At 63.5% G+C, this 21,368-nt stretch carries 21 protein-coding genes and 1 riboswitch; of the genes, 9 read left to right on the forward strand and 12 right to left on the reverse strand.

Annotated features, from left to right (window positions below; translation table 11 throughout):
* Positions 1-705 (forward strand): hypothetical protein, encoded by a 705-nt coding sequence (locus tag BM269_RS10545; RefSeq protein WP_090436992.1) that lies wholly within the window; start codon positions 1-3, stop codon positions 703-705.
* Here the strand turns inward: BM269_RS10545 and BM269_RS10550 are convergent.
* Together BM269_RS10550 and BM269_RS10555 are read right to left on the reverse strand one after the other, a co-directional pair.
* Positions 702-2,792 (reverse strand): TonB-dependent siderophore receptor, encoded by a 2,091-nt coding sequence (locus BM269_RS10550; RefSeq protein ID WP_090436993.1) that lies wholly within the window; start codon positions 2,790-2,792, stop codon positions 702-704. The two genes, BM269_RS10545 and BM269_RS10550, sit on opposite strands and share 4 nt — an antisense overlap.
* Positions 2,793-2,866: 74 nt before the next feature.
* Positions 2,867-2,965: riboswitch (TPP riboswitch) on the reverse strand.
* Between the two features lie 7 nt (positions 2,966-2,972).
* On the reverse strand, positions 2,973-4,136 hold the full coding sequence (locus BM269_RS10555) for an iron-containing alcohol dehydrogenase (protein WP_090437239.1): 1,164 nt from the start codon (positions 4,134-4,136) through the stop codon (positions 2,973-2,975).
* A 125-nt stretch (positions 4,137-4,261) separates the two neighbouring features.
* Between BM269_RS10555 and BM269_RS10560 the strand changes: the two genes are divergently transcribed.
* From BM269_RS10560 to BM269_RS10570, 3 genes are read left to right on the forward strand one after another with little or no spacing between them, the layout of a single operon-like run.
* Positions 4,262-4,561 (forward strand): ferritin family protein, encoded by a 300-nt coding sequence (locus BM269_RS10560; protein ID WP_090436994.1) that lies wholly within the window; start codon positions 4,262-4,264, stop codon positions 4,559-4,561.
* Between the two features lie 36 nt (positions 4,562-4,597).
* Complete coding sequence (locus BM269_RS10565) at positions 4,598-5,056, forward strand: immunity 26/phosphotriesterase HocA family protein (RefSeq protein ID WP_090436995.1); 459 nt, start codon at positions 4,598-4,600, stop codon at positions 5,054-5,056.
* 41 nt (positions 5,057-5,097) lie between these two features.
* Positions 5,098-5,481 (forward strand): GFA family protein, encoded by a 384-nt coding sequence (locus BM269_RS10570; RefSeq protein WP_229204589.1) that lies wholly within the window; start codon positions 5,098-5,100, stop codon positions 5,479-5,481.
* A gap of 285 nt (positions 5,482-5,766) precedes the next feature.
* On the opposite strand, the gene BM269_RS10575 is transcribed toward BM269_RS10570, so the two are convergent.
* Both BM269_RS10575 and BM269_RS10580 read right to left on the reverse strand, forming a co-directional pair.
* Positions 5,767-6,129, reverse strand: coding sequence for a hypothetical protein (locus BM269_RS10575; RefSeq protein ID WP_090436997.1), 363 nt, complete (start codon positions 6,127-6,129; stop codon positions 5,767-5,769).
* A gap of 25 nt (positions 6,130-6,154) precedes the next feature.
* Entirely contained in the window at positions 6,155-7,414 is a 1,260-nt protein-coding gene (locus BM269_RS10580; protein ID WP_090436998.1) for an RNA polymerase sigma factor, read from the reverse strand.
* Positions 7,415-7,485: 71 nt separating this feature from the next.
* Between BM269_RS10580 and BM269_RS10585 the strand changes: the two genes are divergently transcribed.
* A complete protein-coding gene (locus BM269_RS10585; RefSeq protein ID WP_090436999.1) occupies positions 7,486-8,478 on the forward strand; it encodes a LacI family DNA-binding transcriptional regulator in 993 nt (330 codons plus the stop codon).
* Here the strand turns inward: BM269_RS10585 and BM269_RS10590 are convergent.
* The 5 genes from BM269_RS10590 to ompR all read right to left on the reverse strand — a co-directional run bounded on the left by BM269_RS10590 (position 8,475) and on the right by ompR (position 12,377).
* A complete protein-coding gene (locus BM269_RS10590; protein ID WP_170860340.1) occupies positions 8,475-9,158 on the reverse strand; it encodes a YciI family protein in 684 nt (227 codons plus the stop codon). The two genes, BM269_RS10585 and BM269_RS10590, sit on opposite strands and share 4 nt — an antisense overlap.
* 20 nt (positions 9,159-9,178) lie before the next feature.
* Positions 9,179-9,604 (reverse strand): YciI family protein, encoded by a 426-nt coding sequence (locus BM269_RS10595; protein WP_057259319.1) that lies wholly within the window; start codon positions 9,602-9,604, stop codon positions 9,179-9,181.
* Between the two features lie 13 nt (positions 9,605-9,617).
* Positions 9,618-10,097 (reverse strand): VOC family protein, encoded by a 480-nt coding sequence (locus tag BM269_RS10600; RefSeq protein WP_090437001.1) that lies wholly within the window; start codon positions 10,095-10,097, stop codon positions 9,618-9,620.
* 155 nt (positions 10,098-10,252) lie between these two features.
* A complete protein-coding gene (locus tag BM269_RS10605) occupies positions 10,253-11,599 on the reverse strand; it encodes a sensor histidine kinase (protein ID WP_090437002.1) in 1,347 nt (448 codons plus the stop codon).
* Positions 11,600-11,612: 13 nt separating this feature from the next.
* A complete protein-coding gene (ompR, locus tag BM269_RS10610; RefSeq protein ID WP_090437003.1) occupies positions 11,613-12,377 on the reverse strand; it encodes an osmolarity response regulator transcription factor OmpR in 765 nt (254 codons plus the stop codon).
* Between the two features lie 185 nt (positions 12,378-12,562).
* On the opposite strand from ompR, the gene BM269_RS10615 reads away from it, so the two are divergent.
* From BM269_RS10615 to BM269_RS10625, 3 genes are all read left to right on the forward strand, one after another.
* Positions 12,563-12,916, forward strand: coding sequence for a hypothetical protein (locus BM269_RS10615; protein ID WP_139232708.1), 354 nt, complete (start codon positions 12,563-12,565; stop codon positions 12,914-12,916).
* A gap of 139 nt (positions 12,917-13,055) precedes the next feature.
* Positions 13,056-14,945, forward strand: a complete 1,890-nt coding sequence (locus BM269_RS10620) for a flagellar assembly protein A (RefSeq protein WP_090437005.1) — start codon at positions 13,056-13,058, stop codon at positions 14,943-14,945.
* Between the two features lie 45 nt (positions 14,946-14,990).
* Positions 14,991-16,856: a flagellar assembly protein A gene (locus BM269_RS10625; RefSeq protein ID WP_090437240.1), complete on the forward strand. Its 1,866-nt coding sequence runs from the start codon at positions 14,991-14,993 to the stop codon at positions 16,854-16,856.
* Here the strand turns inward: BM269_RS10625 and BM269_RS10630 are convergent.
* Positions 16,853-17,878 carry an HDOD domain-containing protein gene (locus BM269_RS10630; RefSeq protein WP_090437006.1) on the reverse strand — a complete coding sequence of 342 codons (1,026 nt, stop codon included), beginning with the start codon at positions 17,876-17,878 and terminating at the stop codon, positions 16,853-16,855. The genes BM269_RS10625 and BM269_RS10630 overlap by 4 nt on opposite strands.
* A gap of 127 nt (positions 17,879-18,005) precedes the next feature.
* Here BM269_RS10630 and BM269_RS10635 point away from each other — a divergent pair, with 127 nt between their 5' ends.
* A complete protein-coding gene (locus tag BM269_RS10635) occupies positions 18,006-18,476 on the forward strand; it encodes a chemotaxis protein CheW (RefSeq protein WP_090437007.1) in 471 nt (156 codons plus the stop codon).
* Here the strand turns inward: BM269_RS10635 and BM269_RS10640 are convergent.
* Both BM269_RS10640 and prmB read right to left on the reverse strand, forming a co-directional pair.
* Positions 18,446-20,416, reverse strand: a complete 1,971-nt coding sequence (locus tag BM269_RS10640; protein WP_090437008.1) for an ATP-binding cassette domain-containing protein — start codon at positions 20,414-20,416, stop codon at positions 18,446-18,448. The genes BM269_RS10635 and BM269_RS10640 overlap by 31 nt on opposite strands.
* A gap of 55 nt (positions 20,417-20,471) precedes the next feature.
* A complete protein-coding gene (gene prmB, locus BM269_RS10645; protein WP_090437009.1) occupies positions 20,472-21,362 on the reverse strand; it encodes a 50S ribosomal protein L3 N(5)-glutamine methyltransferase in 891 nt (296 codons plus the stop codon).
* Between the last annotated feature and the right edge of the window lie 6 nt (positions 21,363-21,368).

Here is a 21,368-nt window from a genome sequence, read left to right on the forward strand (position 1 = left end):
ATGAAAGAACTGCTCGCGTTGGCCGCCATGCTCCCCTTGGCGGCGTTTGGCGAGACCGGTTATTACGTGGTCACCACCTACGATGTGGAAGGCCAGGCTTCAATCGACTACAAGTACTGGAATGCCCACTACAAGAACTCACGCAACGTGGCCAGCCCCGAAATCGGCATCGGCTACGGTATCACTTCGCGCTGGTACACCGAGCTGTCCACCCAGTGGATCCAGTTCAACGGCCGGCACACGCGCAATACCGGCATCGAATGGCAGAACGACTTCCTGCTGACGCAGGGGCAATATGATGTGGACGTGGCGCTGCATACCCTGGTGGAGCGCTCACGGCGCCGTGAGGATGGTTACGCCGTCGAAATCGGTCCGGTGCTGCAGGCGCAGTTTTGGCGAACCCAGTTGAATTTCAATCTGTTCTTCCAGCGCGAAATGGACAACGGAGAGAAAAATGAAACTGAACTGGCCTACCAGTGGCAGGTCAAGCAGCGGTGGAAAAGCTGGTTTTCGCCAGGCCTGCAAGGCTTTGGCGAAGTAGGGAAGTGGAATGACTGGCTGCCGTCGAAGAAGCAATCGCACCGGGCCGGCCCGGCCTTCTTCGGCGAAGCAGGCCACTTCAAATACGAAGCAGCCTACCTGTTCGGCAAGAACTCGGGACGCGCAGCGAATTCTTTCTCGATGCGCGCCCGGTACATCTTTTAGAACTCCACCTGCGCGGAGAGGTGGAAGGTGCGCGGCGAACCTGGGAACAGGTAGCCGCCCAGATCCGGCGTCACGTCGCGCCAGTAGAACTTGTCGAAGGCATTCTTCACCTGCGCGCGCAGGATCACGGCCGAGCCGCCCACGCGGGTCGCATACGAACCGCCCAGGTTTACCACATGGTAGGACGGCACCATGGTTTTGTTCTCCTGGTCGAATGCCTTCTTGCCGGCGAACTGCCAGTTCGCGTTCAGCTTCAGGCCTGGCACATCGGTCACAGCGTAATCGGCCCACACGGTCGACTTGAAGTTCGGCACGTTGGTCACGCGTTTGCCGTCCAGGCCCACCAGGCCGGTACCTGCCTGCTCGGTATGGATCGCCGCCATGGAAGCACCCAGCAACAGCTCGCGCGTCACCTTGCCCTGCGCCGAAAACTCCACGCCGCGATGGCGGTCCTGGCCGTTACGCACAAAGGTATTTGACGTCGCGTCGGTGAACTCCAGGCCCTGGTCGATCTGGTACAGCGCGGTCGACAGGGTGACGCCGTTGATTTCAGCCTTCGCGCCCAGTTCCACCTGCTTCGATTTACCCGGCGCCAGCGCGCGTGCCTCATTGGTGGTGCCGATCGGCGCCACGCTGCCGTATTGCAGGCCTTGTGCGTAGTTCGCGTAGTAGGACAGCTTGGCGGACGGGCTGAATACCAGCGCCACATTCGGCAGCCAGAAGTTCTTGCGAACAGGCGCAACTTCCACCTCATTGCGGCGCAGGGACGCATAGCGCACGCCGGTATGCAGCGCCAGTTGGTCGGTCAGGCCGAGAATGTCCTGCACGAAGGCGGAGCGCTCATGATCGTTGCGGCGCTCGGAAACCGGGCCGACTTGCTTGTCCGTCAGCGGCACCGCCACCGGGCGATAGATGTTGCTCACACCGGCGTACTCATACACGTAATCGCCCCAGCGCTCCCGGTTGCTGAAGAAGGACAGGCCGGCAGCCAGCTCATGGCGAATCGAACCGGTCGCAAAGCGGCCATTCAACAGCGCCTTGGCGGACAACGGTTTTTTCTCCTCACCCAGGCTGCGATAGTCGTACACGTCGTAATCGCCGTTGGCGCAGAAGCCTGGCCACAGCGACTCGCTGGAGCAGCCGTAAGGGAAGGCGGTATAGTCATCGCGCTTGAAACGGTGCTGGTTGGCGCTCAGGGTGGCCTTCCAATCAGCCGAAAGCTGGTACTGGAAGTTCACGCCGATGTTGCTGGACTCGGTTTCCACCGGCTTGGCCCAAGGCTGGTCGTTCAGGAAGGTTGCTGCATCGACCACCGGCAGGCTGGCGCCGCCGATCAGCTGGAAGCCAGGCGCCGATTTCTGCGATTTCTTCTGGTAGTCGGCGTCGAACTGCAGCAGCGCCTGTGGGCTGATGCGGAAATCGAACGCTCCGGAAACGAAGCTGCGGTGGCCGTCAGCGCCCTTGACGATGGAACGCATGTGCTCACCGGCAGCGTTGATGCGGTAGCCGAAGCGGTTGTCTTCGAAACGGCCGCCCAGGTCCACGCTACCGAGCGCCGAACCGCGCTCGCTCACGGAAAACAGGACGGAACGCAGCTTGTTGTCGGTCGGGCGCTTGGTCACGTAATTGACTACGCCGCCCGGCGCAGTGACGCCGTACTGCAGGCCGGCCAGGCCGCGCAACACCTCGATGCTTTCCTTGTTCTCCAGCGGGATCTGGGCGTCGCCGGAAATCGCATGGCCGTCCTTGCGGTAGGAGTTGGCGTTATTCAGCTTGAAGCCGCGGATCGAGAACTGCTCGGCGTAGCCAACCGCGTTGTAGGCATCGCCGATGCTGGCGTCGAATTTGACGGCGTCGGTCGTGTTGAGGATGCCCAGTTCCTGGATCTGTTCGCGCGTCAGCACGCTGACGGAAGCGGGAGTCTGCAGCAACGGCTGTTCGCTGAAACCGGCCACGGAGGCGCGTTCAGCGGCAATGCGATTGGCGGAGATGACCACTTCGGTCATTTTCTGGTCCTGCGCGAAAGCGGCAGGGGCGAAGGCGGAAGCGACGGCCAGTGCGGCCAAAGTGAGGCGATTGCTGTTCATGATTGTGCTCTTGCTGTACGTTATGCGCCAGCGGGAGAGCACGAGGGGTGAGAGCGGGGCCCGCAGCTGCGGACCATCAACCATCTACGCTTTCCTTCGCTGGCATTATCCAGATCAGGTTCGGAGGGTATTTCTCACCCCGCGCACATGCGCGAGGACCCCTAGCGAGGCGGTATTGTACTACAGGCTCAGTTGCAGCGCCTTGCGCACGTCGGCAGGCGTGATATCGCGGCGCTCACCGAGGCCGCTCAGGCCGGCCGCTTCCATTGCTGCGACGACCGCGTCGATCGCTTCCGAACCCAGGCCGTAGCCGGACAAGCGGGTCGGCACGCCCATCTGCTCGAAGAAGGCGCGCGTGTTGCCGATCGCCGCGTCGATGCGTTCATCTTCGGTGCCTTTGCTCTCGTGCAGGCCCCATACGCGCTCGGCATACTGCAACAGCTTGCCGCGCTTGGCCTCGCGGCGAATCTGCAGCACGCCCGGCAGCGCAATCGCCAGCGTTTGCGCATGGTCCAGGCCGAACAGCGCGGTCAGTTCGTGGCCGATGCCGTGGGTGGCCCAGTCCTGCGGCACGCCCACGCCGATCAGGCCATTCAGCGCCATGGTGGCCGTCCACATGATGTTGGCGCGCACTTCCACGTCATCCGGACGCGCCAGCACTTGCGGGCCCAGTTCCAGCAGGGTTTGCAGCAAGCCTTCGGCAAAGCGGTCCTGCACCGGCGCGTTGGCTGGGTAGGTCAGGTATTGCTCCGTAGTGTGGACGAAGGCATCGACCACACCGTTGCCGACCTGGCGCAGGGGCAGGGTCAGCGTCTTGGCCGGGTCCAGCACCGAGAAACGCGGATAAACGTGTGGACTCATGAAAGCGCGCTTTTCCTGCGTCTCGGCGCGGCTGATCACGCTGGCGCTGTTCATTTCCGAGCCCGTCGCGGGCAGCGTCAGCACGGCGCCAAAGGGCAGGGCAGCCTTCACCACCTTGCCGCCGATTTTCAGGATGTCCCAGGCGTCGCCGTCATACGCGGCAGCGGCGGCAACAAATTTGGTGCCGTCGACAACAGAGCCGCCGCCCACCGCCAGCAGGAAGTCGATGTTCTCGCGATGAATCAGCTCCACCGCCTTCATCAGCGTTTCGTAGCGCGGGTTCGGCTCGATGCCGGCAAACTCCAGCACGGAGTGGCCGGCCAGTGCCGCACGCACTTCGTCATAGGTGCCATTGGCTTTGATGCTGCCGCCGCCATACAGCATCAGCACTTTTGCGTTGGAGGGAATATGTTTTGCCAAGGAGGCAATTTGGCCCGTGCCGAAGATGACGCGGGTTGGATTGTGGAATTCGAAGTTTTGCATAGTGCCGGGCATTATCGCGCAAATCTGGCCCATCCGTGCGACACCCCGCCAGGGGCCTTGCTACACTTGAGAAATCCGCGCCGCAGGCTGACAATGCGTGTACCCGCATGCCTAAGGAGAGTGAGATGACACAGGAACACGTGGTCGAGCCGCGCGACTACCTCAATGCCCAGGTGCTGGACATGCACCGGGCGCTAACGTCGTTGAGCGAGAAGATCGAGATGCTCGATGTGCATAACCAGCGCATCGAAACGTGCACCGATCCCGAGCTGAAGCTGGTCATGGCCAGCCATCGCGACGCCACGCGCAAGCAGATCGCGATGCTGCTCGAATGGGTGCGCCGGCGCGACCCGAAAATGGACAAGGAAATGAAGGAAGCGCTGTTCAAGGCGGGACCGATCGCCGCGCAGTACCACTACGAGTAATGTCCTGGTATCGCGCTGCAAACAGAAAGGAAGTCGATGAAGTTGCAGCCGTACCGGGAAGGCAGCTGGTTTGCCATCCCGCTGAGAAATGGCGGCTATGCCACCGGACTGGTGGCCCGCCTGTCACCGCAAGGAAAGGTCATGCTGGCCTATCTGTTCGGGCCGACCCACTGGACGCTGCCGACCCTGGCGGACGTGCAGCCGCTGACGGCCAACGATGCGCTGAAGGTGATCCGCACCGGCGATATCGCGCTGGCCAATGGACGCTGGCCTGTGATCGGCAACACCATCGGCTTTCAGCGCAACGACTGGCCGGTGCCGATGTTCATTCGCCGTGCCGACGCCTTGAAGCGCGCCTGGCAAGCCACTTACGGCGACGATCCGGCCAAGCCGGAACGCGAAGTGTCCGTGCCATACGACACGGAGGGGTTGGAGAGCGATTCCTTGTTTGGCTACGGCTCGGCGGAACTGCTCATGACCAAATTGCTGGAGTAGGGGGGATCCCTATGTACACAGGCGGCTGTTTTTGCGGCGCAGTGCAGTACGAAGCAGACGCGCCGGTATTGGTAAGCACCTGGTGCCATTGTTCGATGTGCCGCCGGCTGTGCGGTGCGCCCAGCGTAGCCTGGTTCACCGTGCCGCGCTCCCAGTTTCGCTATGTGCGCGGCAAGCCCGCCATTTACCACTCCAGCCCCGGCGTGACGCGCGAATTTTGCGGCACATGCGGCACGCATCTCACCTTCGCCGACGATAGCTCGCCCGGGGAAATGGACATCACCACCGCCAGCCTGGACGACCCGGAAGCCTTGCCGCCGCAAGACCACACCTTCGCTGACAACCGGCTGCACTGGGAACCGATCTGCGACGACCTCCCGCGCTACCGCCGCACCCGCCGCGACGGCGCCCTTGAACGCGCGTAGCCACGCCGCTGTCTGACTTCCTGCGAAGTGCAACTCAGCGTCCGCTAAATTCGCAACCCATCGCGCTGGACTTGGCTCGGGTAGCTCAGCGAAGTTCAGACTGACGTGAAAATCAGCCATTTGACCAAGGACGATTTGCGCCAATTGCACTCGTTCGAGCGAAGGTGATGTCCCTTCAAACGAATTGGCCAACGCGGCCTTGTTGTCGAGATACTCGATCCAATTTGGCTGTTTTTCACTCATATTCACTGACTTTGTCATGAAGGGCTTCTAGCCGATATAAAGCTACTTTTCCCTGATGAGTCGAGCCGTTAAGGAAAATCCCATAGCCAGAGCAATCAAGACTATACAGGCTACAGCGAGGCCGGCCCAACCTCCTCGGAACCAGCGCATCGCGAACGATACGATGCACCAGGGGGCAATGAACAGGACACTCCCGACTGCCAGGTAGGCATGGCGTCGCCAGGTTTTTGCGACGGTGATATGTGCGACGAAAAGCACGGCAAATGGAATGGCCAATAGCGCTGAGCCGATGGCATTGGATATCGGGGCAATGCGCCAATCCAGGGTAAAGAAGTTTGCCAGCGTGCCTGCTATGAAGATGATTGCGGTGATGGCGGCAAGCGGATGGAGGCGGTGAAGTGGCATATGTCCGCGATCGATTGTTCTGCGCTCAGGTGCAGGCGGCAGCGCGTGTGAGCAACAACAGGCGCTCCTGCTCATTCTGCGTCAGCGTCGCCGCGCGCTCGAATTCAAAGCGGGCTTCGGGCAGGCGCTTCAGCTTGAACAGGAAGTCGCCGCGCACGCTTGGCAGCAGGTGGTACTGCTTGAGCGCCGGTTCATCGAGCAGTTGGTCGACCAGCTCCAGGCCCACGGCGGGGCCATAGGCCATCGACAGCGCGACGGCCCGATTCAACTCCACCACCGGCGACGGCGCGCGTGTCGCCAGCGCCAGGTACAAGTCCGCGATCTGCTGCCAGTCTGTGTCTTCCGGCCTGCGCGCGCGGGCGTGGCAGGAGGCGATGGCAGCCTGCAGCACGTAAGGCCCCGGCACGCGATTCAAGGCTTGCGCGCGCTGCAGCGCGGCCAGCCCACGGCGGATCAGCAACTGGTCCCAGCGTGTACGGTCCTGCTCGAGTAGCAGCACCGGCTTGCCCTCCGCATCGGTGCGGGCGCGCGAACGGGAAGACTGGATCTCCATCAGGGCTACCAGGCCATGCACCTCGGGCTCGCCCGGCACCAGCTCGGCCAGGATGCGGCCCAGTCGCAGCGCTTCATTGCACAGGGCAGGGCGCATCCAGTCGGTGCCGGCGCTGGCGGAATAGCCTTCGTTGTAGACCAGGTAGATCACTTGCAGCACAGCGCCCAGGCGCTCTTCCAGCTCGGCGCCGCGCGGCACTTCGAACGGCACCTTGGCGTCGCCCAAGGTGCGCTTGGCGCGCACGATGCGTTGCGCCACGGTCGATTCGGCGGCCAGGAAGGCGCGCGCGATTTCGTCCGTCGTCAGGCCGCCCAGCAGGCGCAGGGTCAGCGCGACGCGCGCCTCCATGGTCAGCACCGGGTGGCAGGAAATGAAGATCAGGCGCAGCAGGTCGTCGCCGATATTGTCGTCGAGTTCGCGCTCCAGGTCCGGCGCGGCATCCTGCAGCAAGCCTTCGATCTCGTAAGTCAGCTCCGGCTCTTTTTCGTGCACCAGCTTTTGATGGCGAAGGTAGTCGAGCGCCTTGTTCTTCGCCGCTTGCATCAGCCAGGCGGCAGGCCGGTCGGGCGTGCCGTTTTCCGGCCAGGTTTCGAGGGCGCTGACCAGCGCATCCTGCGCCATTTCCTCCGCCAGCGCGACGTCGCGCAGCATGCGTGTCAAGACCGCGATGATCTTCGCTTCTTCAATGCGCCAGACAGCGTCGATGGCGCGGTGGATGCTGTTGTCGTTCATGCTGCCACTTTACCATCAAGGTGGTGGCCGCGTGATAAACTCGGCAACTTTTCTAAAAATGAACCGGGGCGATGAAGAAGAACGTAGCGACAATCCGTGATGTGGCCGCCGCCGCGGGGGTATCCACCGCCACGGTTTCCAAGTTCGTCAACGGCGCGCAGCGCTTCTCGCCGGCAGTGGAGGCTCGCCTCACCAGCATCATCGGGGAACTGGGCTATCGCTCCAATCCGATGGCGCAGTCGATGATCACCGGCCGCACCAAGGCGATCGGACTGTCGGTGCTGGACATCACCAACCCGCACTACGCCAGCGTGGTGAAAGGGGCCAACCGGGTCGCCCAGGCTCATGGCTACACTTTGCTGCTGGTCGACACCGAGGAAACCCCGGAACGCGAGCGGCAGCTATTGGAGGCACTGAGCCGGCGCGTGGATGGCATGATCGTCTATTCCCGCACGCCGGAAGAGGAATTGGGCTGGCTGCTGGCGCTGGACCGCCCATCGGTATTTTTCGGCCGGCCCGACCTTATCGATATGCCCTCCGTTGCCAGCGACGACCAGTTGGGCGCCTACATGGTCACGCGCCACCTGCTGGCGCAAGGGCACAAGCGGGTCGGCTACATGGGGTTTGCCAATTCGCGCCGGAATCCCGAGCGCATGGCCGGGGTGCGGGAAGCGCTCGCGGCGCAAGGCCTGCAACTGAGTGCATTCGAAGCCGAAGCGCCAACCTCGGCCGCGGGCCAGAAGCTGTGCTCCTCGATCATGCTGGGCCGGCAGCCGCTCGACGCGCTGGTCTGCTTCAACGACCTGCTGGCGCTGGGCTTCATGAAGGCCGCGCAGACGCTGGGCTTCCACGTGCCGGACGATATTTCCGTGGTCGGCTTCGATAATATCCAGTTTGGGAATTTCGCCTCGCCGGCCCTGACCAGCGTGGACCTGAATAGCGAGCATATGGGCGCGGCGGCGATGGAGAAACTCCTGGCCTCCATCGAAGGCCAGGAGATCGAGCCGCTCACGGTCGTCAACGCGCAGCTGGTGCTGCGCGCCTCCACCGCAACGCGGCCTTAGATCGCAACCTTGCGCAGTTCCACTTCCATATCGCCCGGGTTAGGGTAAGGGTAGGACTTGACCCAGGCGATGACGTCATCGCGCGAGGCCGCATCCAGCGCCCAATAGCCGGCGATCAGTTCCTTCACCTCGGCGAAAGGACCGTCGGTGATGAAGGGCTTGCCGCCGCTGAACTTGACGCGCGCACCGCTTGCGGTGGACCGCAAGCCTTCGCCCGACAGCGCAATACCGGCGGCAACGCCGGCGTTGTTGGCGCGGTTCATGATGTCGATCACCACGGCGGGCGGCTCGAAGTCCTGCTCCGCCACAGGATCGGAGCGCAGCAGGATGGCCCAGGCAGCGTGCTTGGGCGCGGCGCCGGTGTCGAAGCCTACGCAGCCGCCGGGGCAACCGGCTTCGCGCACTTCCACCACGGCACCGCCTTCAGCGTCGGCCGACGGCCAGCGCGCAGCCAGCTCGCTGGCGGCGCGGCGGTCTTCGGCCTCGATGAAGCTGAAGCCGGCCACGCTGACATCGTCGAACGGGCCTTCTTGGTACAGCCACTGGCCGTCGCGGCGGCGCATGCGCAAGCCGCCGTCGGCACTGGAACGCAGCCATTTGGCACCCGGTACGGCCTGCACCAGTTCAGCGGATGGGAAAGTGTCCGATTCCGACGTGGCGTCGGCCTTCCGAATAACCATGTACTGCATTGAAGTCTCCTTTATACGGGCGCTGCGATCTTGCTGGCGATGCGCGCTTCCTGTTCACGCAGTTCGGGCGTGAATTCGGCGCCGAAATCCTCGGCCTCGAAGACCTGGCGGATTTCGATATCCGAGTCGCTTTCCATCGGATTGGGGCAGCGCTTGACCCATTCGATGGCTTCAGCCAGCGACTTTACCTGAATCAGCCAGAAGCCCGCAATCAGCTCCTTGGTTTCCTGGAACGGGCCGTCGATGACGGTGCGCTTGCTGCCCGAGAAGTGCACGCGGGCGCCGCGCGAACTCGGGTGCAAGCCTTCGCCGGCCAGCAGCACGCCGGCGTTCACCAGTTCCTCGTTGAACTTGCCCATCGCTTCGAGCAGTTCGGTTTTCGGCATCTTGCCCGCTTCGGAATCAGGGGTAGCTTTGACGATGAGCATGAATCGCATGTTGTCGGTCTCCTTAGGCTTTGCACTCGGGCGATTTGCCCATCATTTCCTTCATCCCTTCCTGCATCTGCTCGGGCGTCAGGTCGCGCGTGTGGGTGGCGATCGACCAGCTATGGCCGAACGGGTCAACCAGAACGCCGTAACGGTCGCCCCAGAACATGTCTTCCGGCGGCATCCTGGCGGTGCCGCCGGCGTCGATGGCGCGCTTGTAGGCGGCGTCGACGTCTTCCACGTAAATGTGCAGGGTCACCGGCGTGCCTTTGTAGTGTTTCGGGCCGAAGCAGCCGGCGTCAGGAAAATCGTCAACCAGCATGATGTGCGAGTCGCCGATGCTGATCTGGGCGTGCATGATCTTGCCGCCCGGGCCGGGCAGGCGGGAATTCTCTACTGCGTTGAAAGCCTTCTTGTAGAAATCGATAGCGGCAGCTGCGCCTTCGCACACCAGGTGCGGGGTTACCGTGTGCATGCCTTCTGGGATCGCTTTGACAGTCATGGTCGTTCTCCATTCGTGGTTGAGGAAAGAGGACACTTTTTGCGGCCTCCATATTCCCACGACGCACGGGGATGCGCCAGATCGACACGATTGCAAAATTTTTTTGAGCCTGCGCTTGCCGGCGGATCTTCTGGTTGTAGTTGGGTTCCGGGATCCTACAGCGCACGCAACGTGATCGTGAACTTCAAGCCGCCACCTTCCCGATTGGCAACTTCCAGTTCCGCCTCATGCCGTGCCAGCACCCGGTCCACAATGGCCAGCCCCAGCCCAGCCCCATTGGCCTGGCCGCGCGCCGTATCCAAGCGCGTGAATGGCTTGAGCAACTGTGCAATCTGCCCCTCCGGCACGCCCACCCCATGGTCCTGCACCTCGACCACCACCCGCTTGGCGGTATGCATCCCGCGCACCGAGCACTTGATATCAATCTCAGTCACATCCGCATCCGGCGTCTTGCCGTAGCGCCGGGCATTCTCGACCAGGTTGCCGATCACGCGCTTAAGGTCGGTCGCATTGCCCAGCACGTGCGCCTGTTCCGGTAGCTCAGCCGTAACCTTGACATCGGCATGCCGCCCCGCCTCGTGCGCGCAATCGGCCAGCAGCGCCGCCATATCGACATTGATAAAGCTGGATGCCTCGGTCGGCTTGGCGTAGTCGAGGAACTGGGCAATGATCGCATCCATCTGCGCAATATCCGACTGCATGCCTTCGCGCGCCTCCTGCGACAGGTTGGCCATTTCCACCTCGAGCTGCATGCGCGCCAGCGGCGTGCGCAAATCGTGGGAAATACCGGCCAGGATCACGGCGCGGTCGGATTCGACCTGCCGCAAGTCGTCCACCATCTGGTTGAAGCTGCGGTTGGCCTGGCGCACTTCCTGCGGACCGAGTTCCGGCAACGGCTCCGGATGACGGCCCTGGGCGATCTCGCGCGCGGCGGCGGTCAAACGCTTCAGCGGCAGGTTGATCAGGCTGGAAATCAGCGCCGCGCCCAGCAGCGATACCAGCGCTACCATACCGGCCCAGCCCAGCCATTCAACCGGACCCTGCAGGCGTTCGCGCTCCAGCATCAGCCAGTAGCGGTCATCGGCAATCTTGAAGCTGACCCAGTAGCCCGGCACGCCATTCACTTCCGAGGAAAAACGGGTATCGGCACCGAGCTTGGCGCGCACCAGGGTCTGGATGTCGGCCATCAGCCCGGAGCTTGGCGGCGCCGCGACTTCATCGTCGTCCTCCATGGTGAACACGCGGATGCCTTCGTTCGACACCAGTTCGAACAGCAGTTCGCGCCGCAAGTCGGTCGCCGAGTGGGTCAGGGCGGCGCGGGTGATGGTCACCACGGAGACCACCTGGGCGGCGGTCTGCTGCGCCAGCGGTTCGCGCTGGACGTAGTTGATCATGCCGAACCAGGCCGACATGGAGAGCGTGGTCAGCACGCTCAGCAAAAGAAAAGTGCGCCAGAACAGGCCGCTGGTCAGCGACGCCGGGCGCGGCAGGCGGAATTTCATCGACAGCCCAAAATCAGCGTGGCTGGCCCTCGGGGATGAAGACATAGCCCAGGCCCCACACCGTCTGGATGTACAGCGGGCTGGACGGGTCCGGCTCGATCAGCTTGCGCAGGCGGGAAATTTGCACGTCCAGGCTGCGGTCGAATACTTCGTACTCGCGGCCGCGCGCCAGTTCCATCAGCTTTTCGCGCGACAGCGGCTGGCGCGCGTGGCGCGCAAACACCTTCAGCACCGAGAATTCGCCGGTGGTCAGCGGCACGGTTTCGCCATTTTTCTTCAGCGTGCGCGTGCCCAGGTCCAGCACGAACTGGCCGAACTCGAAGGTTTGCGGATGCTCGGATGGCGCGCCCGGGATTTCGTCCGGTTGCTTGCGGCGCAGCACGGCGCCGATACGGGCCACCAGCTCGCGCGGGTTGAACGGCTTCGGCAGGTAATCGTCGGCGCCCATTTCCAGGCCCACGATGCGGTCCACGTCCTCGCCCTTGGCGGTCAGCATGATGATCGGGGTCTGGTCGCCGGCGCCGCGCAGGCGGCGGCAGATCGACAGGCCGTCTTCGCCGGGCAGCATCAGGTCCAGCACCAGCAGGTCATAGCGCTCGCGCAGCCACAGCTTGTTCATGGCGGTCGCGTTTTCGGCGGTGACCACGTTGAAGCCTTGCTCGGTCAGGTAGCGGCGCAACAGGTCGCGCAGGCGGACGTCATCGTCCACCACCATGATCTTGGCCTGGTGGCCTTGCTGGCCGCCGCTCGCGGCTGGAGGGGTAGTGGTGGTATTCATAGGGAGATTTGATCTTGTTGAATTGTCAGATGCATGTCGCTATGGTAACGTCATATTGATGGCCGGTGCCATACCGGTGAAAACTCATTACAAATTCTTACAAACTTTACCCGGTCGCTCTTACTATAGGAAGTTGGAGCGCATACACTGCGGGCATGGATACGGCAAGTACGACGAGGACGGCGATGAAACTTGGTGCTAAAACAGGATTGGGCAAAGCGGCTTTGGCGCTGTGCGCCGGCCTGTGCTGTACCTGGATGGCCAGCGCGCAGGCGCAGTCCGACCAGCGCGAGCGCCAGCAAGAACGCCGCGAAGCGCCACGCGACTTCCGCGACAATCGCATGAACGATGCCCGTGAAGCGCGCTATCAACGCCAGTATGAAGGGCGCATCGACGATGCGCCGCGCATGATGGACGACCGGGACAACGCAGATTCGCGCCGCATGGGTGGCCGCATGACCCCCGACGAGCGCCGCGACCTGCGCCGCCAGATCAATGAAGCGGGCCAGCAAGTGTACTCCTTGCCGCGCAAGCGGTGACTTTTGTGACGTTTACGTAACGCCAGGAAAACTTTCGGCCTCAAAAACCTCCGGAATTTGATGTTTTGCGTGTAATATTGATTGCCCGCAAGACAACGCGCCCCGGCGCGCCCATGATCAGGGCACTGGAGGAAGAGCTTTGTCCCAAATTGCACAACAGGAGAGCGCCGGCAGCTTGCCGGCCGGCGTAGCCCAGCGGCCCGATGGGGTCTACCTGGACGTACGCCTGCTGGCGCCTGAACTGACCGCAGCGGTCGATGCACTGTTCCGCAGCGGTTACGTGCTGCGCGGCCTGGACTACCCGGTGCTGGCGCGTGCCTTGTACGGCGTGGGACCGGAGCTGGCGCCCAATCCCGAGCTGCTGCTGCGCGTGGGCGACCGTCTTGAGCCGTTTCCCGCCCAGCGCAAGCCTTTGTACCGCAACGTCAAGATCCGCGACGGCGAGGCGGAATACTTCTTTGAACCGATCTACCTGCCGGCCGAGGAGCTGTCCGACGGCACCTTGCTGCCGGAACGCCTGGCCCAACTCGATTTCGACGAATTCGTCGCCGATATGTGGCTGAAGAACGTGCGCTTCGGCATCCAGGTGGCGGCTGTGCGCGCCGCGCTGGCTGCGCCGAAGGGCGAACGCGTGGCCGCAGCGCTCGACCTGGAACCGACGCCGGCCCAGGATGCGCGCGTGGTGGAGGTGGCGTCCGAACTGCATCGCAGCGATGCGCCGCGCCAGCGCGCGGACGGCACGGTCGACCTGACCAGTTTCCAGAACCGCTTCCCGCAGATCAAGCAAGGCATGCGCCTGCTGCAAAAGTTGCCCGGTGTGCCCGGTGAACCGGGCCGCAATATCGCCGGCCAGCCGCTGGCCGCGCTGGCGCCGAACGATGTCGATTTCGCTCGCCTCGCAGGCGAGGGCACCATCATCGCACGCGAACCGGACGGGGAATTCCTGGTGGCGGCGCGCGAGGGCTTCCTGAATGTGGACCCGAAAAGCGGGCAGGTGGCGCTGAGCGACAAGATCATCAGCCGCGAGGGCGTCTCCGGCCGCACCACCGGCAACCTGGAACTGATGGGCGCTTTCGAGGAATTCGGCGACGTGCAGGAACTGCGCGACGTGAACGGCAGCGACATCACGGTGCATGGCGACGTGTTCGGCAACATCAATTCCAGCGGCGGCACCATCGTACTGGGCCGCAACCTGGTGGGCGGCCGTGCCATCAACGCCAAGGGCGATATCCGCATCGAGGGCGTGGCTTCGGGCGCCACCATCCAGACCGCCAACGGCACGGTCACCATCACCGGCCGCGCCGAAAGCTGCGTGATCAGCGCACCCAAGGTGGTGATTGCGGAAGCGTCCAACTGTGAAATCTTTGCCGACGAAGTGAATATGGAGTTGGCGATCGGCTGCGCCGTCGCCGGCCGCAGCGTGCTGGTGGAAAGCGCCGGCCCGCGCAAGAGCAGCGAAATGTTCGTCTACGTGGTGGTGAAAGACGTCGCCGGCCACGACGCCGAACTGGAAACGCTGCAGAAGCAGGTCGCCGTCCACGAAGTGGAGATTGCCGCCTGGCGCGCCGAACATGACCGCCTGAATGCCATGGCCGAAGTGCGCAGCTACCTGACGCTGGCCGAAAAACTGCGCAAGGGCGAGATCCACCTGACGCCGGCCCAGGTGCCGCACCTGAAGAAGGTGGCAGGGGCGGTGGCGCCGCATATCAAGGCGATCGGCCAATTGCTGCAGTCGATCAAGGTGGGCGAGGAGGCCATTGCCGGCGCCCGTGCCCGGCGCGACGAGCTGGAAGCGTTGAAGCGCGATGCCGCCTCCCGTTCCTCGGTGCGGGTCAGCATGGTCGACGGCGAAGTGCTGGTGCGTACCTTGCCCCTGGGCGAAGCGGTGGCGGCCAACTTCATGGCGCAGCCCAAGGATTACAAAGCCCTGCTGCGCGGTCCAAGGCTGGACAGCCTGGCCATCTTCGCCGGCTCAAGCGGCAGCGTGAATTGGCATGGCGCGGTCCTGGCCGAGGCGAGCGTGGCGTAATGGGCCGATAGCCGTACAATGGCGCAAGAAGACTACCCGGGAGACATGGTGCCTGCAGACGCTGCCACGGCCGCCGCGGCGGCTGGCGATCTGCCATCGTCGCTGGTCCAGCGCGCCGATGGCGTCTATTTCAAGGCGGAAGCTCCTGCGGCGTTGCTGCAGGCGGCTGCCAACCAGGTATTCCTGTCCGGCGCCTGCTTTCGCGGGCTTGACTACGGCGTCTTCATTCGCGCCCTGTATGGCGCCGGCCCCGAGCTACCGGACGGCATGGCCGGCCAAGCCCTGTGGCGCTTTGCCGACGCTATCGTGCCGTTCCCAAGCGGGCGGCGCGACCTGTACAAGGCGGTGCGCATCGTCGGCGGCGAGGCTGAATACTATTTCGAACCCGTATTTATCGAGACCGAAGGCGAGGCGCCGCTGCCTGCGCATCTGGACTTCGGCGAATTCGTGGCCGACATGTGGAGCAAGGGCGTCCGCTTCGGCATCGATGCGCCGGTGGTGCGCGAGGCCATTGCCAGCGGCAAAGTGGCGCGCCTGATCGTGGCGCGCAAGCTGCCGCCGGTGCCTGGACGCGATGCCGCCATCGTGGAAGTATCGGAAAGCATCCACCGCTCCAACGCGCCGCGCCTGCTGGCCAACGGCCGTTTCGACCTGCACAGCTTCCAGAACCGCTTCCCGCAAGTGAAGGCCCAGGTGCGCCTGCTGCGGCGCGAGCCGCCGCAGGCCGGCACGCGCGGCTTCGAACTGTCCGGCATCGTGCTGGAACCGCCGCCGGCGCGCGACCTGGAGCTGGTCACGGTGGCCGGCGAGGGCACCCTGGTCGAGCATCGCGATGGCATCGACTACCTGGTGTCGTCGCGCGAGGGTTTCATCAACGTCGATAGCAAGAGCAAGCGCATTTCCATCGGCCCCAAGATCGTCAGCCGTGAAGGCGTCTCCGCGCGCACCACCGGCAACCTCAAGCTCGATGGCGATTACGAGGAGTTCGGCGAAGTGCAGGAGCAGCGTACGGTGGAGGGCGGCAATATCACCGTGCATGCCGACGTGTTCGGCAATATCGTTTCGCGCGGCGGCACCATTGTCCTGCAAAAGAACCTGATGGGCGGCAGCGCGACCAATGCGGACGGCAATATCCGCGTGGCTGGCGTCGCCTCGGGCGCACTGCTGCAGTCGAAGACGGGCGAAGTCGTCCTGGGCAAGGCGCAGAACTGTGTGATTACCGGTTCGCGCGTCATCATCACCGAGGCTTACAACTGCGAGATCATGGCCGACGAGGTGCTGATCAAGGTGGCCGCCGGCTGCGCCATCGCTGCGCGCCGCATCGAGATCGACAGCGCCGGCCCGCGCAAGCAAGCCGAAATGCAACTGCATGTGATGGTGCCCGATACCAGCAAGTACGACGACAAGCTGGCCGAATGCGTCGCCCGCGCGGAGAAGCACGAGCAGCAGGCCGAGCGCTGCAAGACGCAGATGGAAGCCATCACCGCCGACCAGGAGGTACGCAACTACCTGCAACTGGCCAGCAAGGTGCGCAAGCAGGAAGTCACGCTGAACCAGGAGCAGCTGGTGTTGTTCCAGAAGATGGCGCTGAAAGTCGGCCCGTCACTGAAGATGGTGGCGCGGCTGCAGGTGTCGATGAAGGAAGCCCAGGCCGCCCAGCAGAAGGAGCAGGAACTGGGTGAGCATGTCTACAGGCAGAAGCTGCTGGTTGTCGGCGGCGCACGCTGCACGGTGCGCATGGTGGCCGGCGACATGGTGGTGCGCAAGCTGGTCTTCAATCCCGACCTGGGACCGGCCTACCTGCTGCCGCCAAAAGAAGTCAAGCTGCGCGTCCGCGCCCCCTTGGGAGCGCAGCAGCCCTTGTTCGTCGGCAGCGGCGGCCAGTTCGACTGGAGCGGCAGCGCCGCCTAGATGGCAGCGTAGCAGGGCATGGCGCCCAGCGGCAGGTCGTGGAACAGGTTGTGATCCGTGTCGTCGATTTCGCCGTTGGCCTGCAGCACCCGGATCTTGGACAGGTAGTCGCCCACCGCCAGCACGCGTGCCATCGGCGTCCTCGGTTCACCCTTGCGCATGGATTCCTGTTCGCGGATCGCCTGCGTGATCGAGGGCGGGAACTTCCACGCTTCCGAGATGCCGGCCGCAATGGCAAGCGACTCGTGTGCCAGGCGGGCGCGGAAGGTGGCAGAACCGAGTTCGCCGGGCTTGGCGCCGGCGCTGTCCATCACGCGCAAGGCAGTCAGCAAGCCCGAATTGAGCACCAGTCCCGCCAGGAAAGCCTCAAACGGATTGACGCCGAATTCAGGCGCCAGCATGCGGCAGGCCACCGCGCTTTTCTCGGACTGCTCCCAGATGCGCGGCGCCAGCAGCTTGGTGTAATGGCCTGAATTGAGGTCGATGATGGGGCGGAAGGCGACCGTGGTGATCAATTGGCGCAAGCCTTCCTGCCCGACCACGATCACCGCGTGTTCGACGCTGTTGATGGTGGTGACCTCGCCGCTGTTCTGGATGGCGGCATTGGCCAGGCGCAGTACCGCACCCACCAGCACCAGGTCGTTGGAAATCTTGCGTGCGATGTCGGCACCGGCGAAATTCTCGCTGCGCAGGCTTTGCAGCAGTTGCGGAATCACGCCCGGCATGCGGCGCAGCATGTCGGCTGCATTGTGGCCCGATTGGGCGGCCAGGATCAATTCATGCAGTACGCGGCCTTCGGGTGCTGTGGTATCGAGCGATTCGTTCTCGCGCAAGCCGAACAGCCAGCGCTGGAAATGGGAGTTGACCAGGTCTTTTTGTTCGAAATCAGGCCCCCCCTCGAGGGCGGGCGACAGCGCTGGTATCGGCACCGGCGCCGGTGCTGGCCGCGCCGGCGCGGCGGTGGCGGCCGGTTGCGGGCGGCTTTCAGGTTTGGCGAGCAATCGCTTCAGCCATTGGTACATGGGCGCTTTCCCAGCAATTGTTATGAAAGCATTGTAGCCCAGGCCGCAATCTTTGAGGATGGTCAAACTGTTTGCTGTTGCGTAACGGTACGATGGAACAGCGTAACACCGGAATCAGAGGAGCAATATGGAAGCCGACCTGCGACAGTACCTGACGTTCCGCCTGGGCGGCCTTGAATACGCGCTGGACTACCGCCGCGTGCAGGAGTTGCGTCCATTGAGCGCGCTCGAACGCATTGCGTCGGGCGGGGAAATCGTCGAAGGCGTCGCCCTGTCGCGCGGCGTCATCATGCCTATCGTCGACATGCGCGTGGCGTTCGGCCCCCGCCCGCCGATGCACGACCCGCGCACGGACGTGATCATCCTGCAGCTTTCAACCTGCGTGATGGGAATGGTGACCGATGGTGTGACCGACCTGGTGTCATTGCCGGTGAGCGCGGTCCACCCCCTGCCGCATGCGGGCGAGGAGGTGGATTACCTGCTGGGGATGGGGCAGCTCGGCGAGCGGCGGCTGATCATGCTCGATATCGACCGCCTGATGGCGGTGCGCGGCACGCCGCGCGCGCGTCAGGCGGCCAGCGCTTCGAGTTGTTCCTGAAGCTCGAGCCACTCGCCTTCAAGCTGTTCCAGTTCCTTGCTGCATTCGACCTGGTCGGCCAGCAGGGTTTTCAGCTTCGGCTTGTTTTCCGCTTCGTAGATGGCCGGATCGGCCAGGGCGGCGTCGATCGTGGCTTTCTGCTCGCTGCGCTGGGCCATCGCGGTTTCCACCTTCTTCAGGCGGTTCTCCAAGGGCTTGCGCTGGGCCGACAGGCGCTGGCGCTGCTCGGCTTCCAGGCGCTTTTGCTCCTTGCGGTCCGCAGCGGAGAGCGGCGCTTCTTCCACCATGCAGGCTGCCGGGGCGGCATTGGCGGCGGCCGGTGATGCCGCGGCGGCAGGCTTGGCCATCTTGGTTTGCAGCAGCCAGTCCTTGTATTCATCGAGATCGCCGTCAAACTCGCGCAGGCGGCCGCTTTCGACGATGATGAATTGCTCGGTGGTGGCGCGCAGCAGGTGGCGGTCGTGGGAGACCACCAGCAGCGTGCCTTCGAACTGGGCCAGCGCATCGGTCAGCGCTTCGCGGGTTTCCAGGTCCAGGTGGTTGGTCGGTTCGTCCAGCAGCAGCAGGTTGGGGCGCTGCCATACGATCAGGGCCAGCGCCAGGCGCGCTTTTTCGCCGCCGGAGAATGGCGCGATCTTGCTGGTCACCATATCGCCAGGGAAGTTGAAGCTGCCCAGGAAGTTGCGCAGCTCCTGTTCGCGCACGGTCGGCGCCATCTTCTGCAAGTGCCACAGCGGCGATTCGTCGTGGCGCAGCATCTCCACCTGGTGCTGGGCGAAGTAGCCGATCACCAGGCCTTTGCCGGTGGTGGCGGTGCCTGTCAGCGGGTCGATGTCGCCGGCGATGGTCTTGATCAGGGTCGACTTGCCGGCACCGTTCACGCCCAGCAGGCCGATGCGCTGGCCTTGGACCAGCGAAAATGTCACACCGCGCACGATGGTCTTGTCGCCTTGTTCGGTGTGGTAGCCGCAATTCACGTCCTCCATCACCAGCAACGGGTTCGGCGCGCTGACCGGATCGCGGAATTCGAAGCTGAATTCGGCGGCGGCGCGCAGCGGCGCCAGTTCTTCCATCCTGGCCAGCTGCTTCATGCGGCTTTGCGCCTGGCGGGCCTTGGTGGCCTTGGCCTTGAAGCGGTCGATGAACGATTGCAGGTGGGCGCGGGCGCGCTGCTGCTTCTCGATGGCGGAAGCTTGCAGCACCAGTTGCGCTGCGCGCTGGCGCTCGAAGCCGGAGTAGTTGCCCGAGTAGCGTTTCAGCTTGCGCTCGTCGATGTGGACGATCACGTTCACGATCTCGTCGAGGAAATCGCGGTCGTGGGAAATGATGATCAGGGTGCCGGGATAACGCTTCAGCCAGTCTTCCAGCCAGATGATCGCGTCCAGGTCCAGGTGGTTGGTCGGTTCGTCAAGCAGCAGCAGGTCGGAAGGGCACATCAGCGCCTGCGCCAGGTTCAGGCGCATGCGCCAGCCGCCCGAGAAGCTGGCCACTGGCTGTTGCATCTGCTCCAGCGAGAAGCCCAGGCCGAGCAGCAACTGCTCGGCGCGCGACTGCACGGTGTAGGCGTCGGTGTCGGCCAGCTCGGTATGGACGTGGGCGATCTCGATGCCGTGCTCCGGCGAATCGGGCAGGGCTTCCAGGCGCGCCAGCTCGGCCTGCAACTGGCGCAGGTGGGCGTCGCCGTCGATGGCGTAGTCGATCGCGGTGCGCGGCAGGGCAGGAGTTTCCTGCGCCACGTAGGCCATGCGCCAGCTTTTCGGGAAATCGATGTCGCCCAGGTCAGGGTGCAGCTCGTTGCGCAGCATCGCGAACAGGCTGGATTTGCCGGCGCCATTGGCGCCGATCAGGCCGATCTTGTCGCCCGGATTGAGGGTCAGGTCGGCGGATTCCAGCAGCGGCTTCAGGCCGCGCATAAGGCTGACGTTGATGAAGCGGATCATTTTTTGGTCGTTTCTTTAAAACCGGTAAACCAGGGTCAGACCCGGATTTACCGGTTTAGATTTTGAGTTGGTCGGCGGTCAGCAGGAACACCATGTCGTCGCCCTGGCTGGTGGTCAGCCAGGTCAGGCCCAGGTGGCCGAAAGCCGCTTCCGCGAACTCTTTTTCGTTGCCGATTTCAACGATCAGCAACCCGTCGTCGGTCAGGCGTTCAGCCGCGCCGGCCACGATCTTGCGCACCAGGTCCATGCCGTCGGCGCCGCCGTCCAGCGCGATTTGCGGCTCGTGCAGGTACTCCTGCGGCAGATTGGCCATCGACGAAGAGTTCACGTACGGAGGATTGGTGATGATCAGGTCGTACTTCCTGCCGGCCGGGACGTTGGCATACAGGTCCGACTGGATCAGGTTCACGCGCTCTTCCAGCTTGTAGGTCTCGACGTTCTTGCGCGCCACTTGCAGCGCATCGCCGGAGATGTCGACCGCATCGACCGCGGCGTCCGGGAAAGCGTCGGCCATCATGATCGACAGGCAGCCGGAGCCGGTGCACAGTTCCAGGATGTTCGACACGTTTTCGGCATCGTTGACCCACGGCGCGAAATAATTCGGGATCAGCTCCGCGATGTAGGAACGCGGCACGATGGTGCGTTCGTCGACATAGAAGCTGTATGTGCCAAGCCAGGCTTCATTGGTGATGTAGGCGGCAGGCACGCGGTCATTCGCGCGGCGCTCGATCACGGCCAGCACTTCGGCGATTTCTTCCGGCTGCAGGCGGGCGTCCATGAACGGCTCCAGGCGGTCCAGCGGCAGGGCCAGGGTGTGCAGGGTCAGGTAGGCCGCTTCATCGTATGCCTCGGCGCTGCCGTGGCCGAAGAACAGCTTGGCCTTGTTGAAACGGGTGACTGCGTGGCGGATCAGGTCGCGCGGGGTGGTGTACAGGGTGGTATCCATAATGTT

It is taken from the genome of Duganella sp. CF458 (assembly GCF_900113115.1).
Taxonomy (GTDB): Bacteria; Pseudomonadota; Gammaproteobacteria; order Burkholderiales; family Burkholderiaceae_D; genus Rugamonas.

What these genes read in the sequence shown, in the direction of transcription:
- BM269_RS10545 (WP_090436992.1), top strand. Translation starts at nt 1, where the DNA reads ATGAAAGAACTGCTCGCGTTGGCCGCCATGCTCCCCTTGGCGGCGTTT.
- BM269_RS10550 (WP_090436993.1), bottom strand. Translation starts at nt 2,792, where the DNA reads ATGAACAGCAATCGCCTCACTTTGGCCGCACTGGCCGTCGCTTCCGCC.
- BM269_RS10555 (WP_090437239.1), bottom strand. Translation starts at nt 4,136, where the DNA reads ATGCAAAACTTCGAATTCCACAATCCAACCCGCGTCATCTTCGGCACG.
- BM269_RS10560 (WP_090436994.1), top strand. Translation starts at nt 4,262, where the DNA reads ATGACACAGGAACACGTGGTCGAGCCGCGCGACTACCTCAATGCCCAG.
- BM269_RS10565 (WP_090436995.1), top strand. Translation starts at nt 4,598, where the DNA reads ATGAAGTTGCAGCCGTACCGGGAAGGCAGCTGGTTTGCCATCCCGCTG.
- BM269_RS10575 (WP_090436997.1), bottom strand. Translation starts at nt 6,129, where the DNA reads ATGCCACTTCACCGCCTCCATCCGCTTGCCGCCATCACCGCAATCATC.
- BM269_RS10580 (WP_090436998.1), bottom strand. Translation starts at nt 7,414, where the DNA reads ATGAACGACAACAGCATCCACCGCGCCATCGACGCTGTCTGGCGCATT.
- BM269_RS10585 (WP_090436999.1), top strand. Translation starts at nt 7,486, where the DNA reads ATGAAGAAGAACGTAGCGACAATCCGTGATGTGGCCGCCGCCGCGGGG.
- BM269_RS10590 (WP_170860340.1), bottom strand. Translation starts at nt 9,158, where the DNA reads ATGGTTATTCGGAAGGCCGACGCCACGTCGGAATCGGACACTTTCCCA.
- BM269_RS10595 (WP_057259319.1), bottom strand. Translation starts at nt 9,604, where the DNA reads ATGCGATTCATGCTCATCGTCAAAGCTACCCCTGATTCCGAAGCGGGC.
- BM269_RS10600 (WP_090437001.1), bottom strand. Translation starts at nt 10,097, where the DNA reads ATGACTGTCAAAGCGATCCCAGAAGGCATGCACACGGTAACCCCGCAC.
- BM269_RS10605 (WP_090437002.1), bottom strand. Translation starts at nt 11,599, where the DNA reads ATGAAATTCCGCCTGCCGCGCCCGGCGTCGCTGACCAGCGGCCTGTTC.
- ompR (WP_090437003.1), bottom strand. Translation starts at nt 12,377, where the DNA reads ATGAATACCACCACTACCCCTCCAGCCGCGAGCGGCGGCCAGCAAGGC.
- BM269_RS10615 (WP_139232708.1), top strand. Translation starts at nt 12,563, where the DNA reads ATGAAACTTGGTGCTAAAACAGGATTGGGCAAAGCGGCTTTGGCGCTG.
- BM269_RS10625 (WP_090437240.1), top strand. Translation starts at nt 14,991, where the DNA reads ATGGTGCCTGCAGACGCTGCCACGGCCGCCGCGGCGGCTGGCGATCTG.
- BM269_RS10630 (WP_090437006.1), bottom strand. Translation starts at nt 17,878, where the DNA reads ATGTACCAATGGCTGAAGCGATTGCTCGCCAAACCTGAAAGCCGCCCG.
- BM269_RS10635 (WP_090437007.1), top strand. Translation starts at nt 18,006, where the DNA reads ATGGAAGCCGACCTGCGACAGTACCTGACGTTCCGCCTGGGCGGCCTT.
- BM269_RS10640 (WP_090437008.1), bottom strand. Translation starts at nt 20,416, where the DNA reads ATGATCCGCTTCATCAACGTCAGCCTTATGCGCGGCCTGAAGCCGCTG.
- prmB (WP_090437009.1), bottom strand. Translation starts at nt 21,362, where the DNA reads ATGGATACCACCCTGTACACCACCCCGCGCGACCTGATCCGCCACGCA.